We start from the raw sequence: 244 nt of genomic DNA, 5'->3' as shown, positions 1-244 counted from the left end.
GGTGGTGGTGGCAGTGTTCTGCCTAAGCGTCACACTGGGCATTATCCGCAGCAGCGGCGCTTGTTGCTGCCCAATTGGTATAGTGCAATTGAGTGTCTTAAGAATGGCGTTGGGGTTGGCTATATGCCTCGACACATCGCGATGTCGTTGATTCTTGATGGGGTGCTGGTGGAGAAAACACTGCCAGATGAAAAGCCGATCAGCCAATGCTGTTTAGTTTGGCGTAAGGATGATAATCACAAAC

The 244-nt window shown here is 50.4% G+C and carries 1 protein-coding gene; it reads left to right on the top strand.

All coding sequences use genetic code 11. The annotated features are described in order from the left end of the window. Positions 1 to 18 precede the first annotated feature (18 nt). A partial coding sequence (locus A3773_RS19400) for a LysR substrate-binding domain-containing protein (protein ID WP_369094802.1) occupies positions 19 to 244 on the top strand: 226 nt, incomplete at its 3' end.

Source organism: Neptuniibacter pectenicola, assembly GCF_001597735.1.
GTDB classification, from domain to species: Bacteria; Pseudomonadota; Gammaproteobacteria; order Pseudomonadales; family Balneatricaceae; genus Neptuniibacter; species Neptuniibacter pectenicola.
This window is presented reverse-complemented; position numbering and strand designations above follow the sequence as displayed.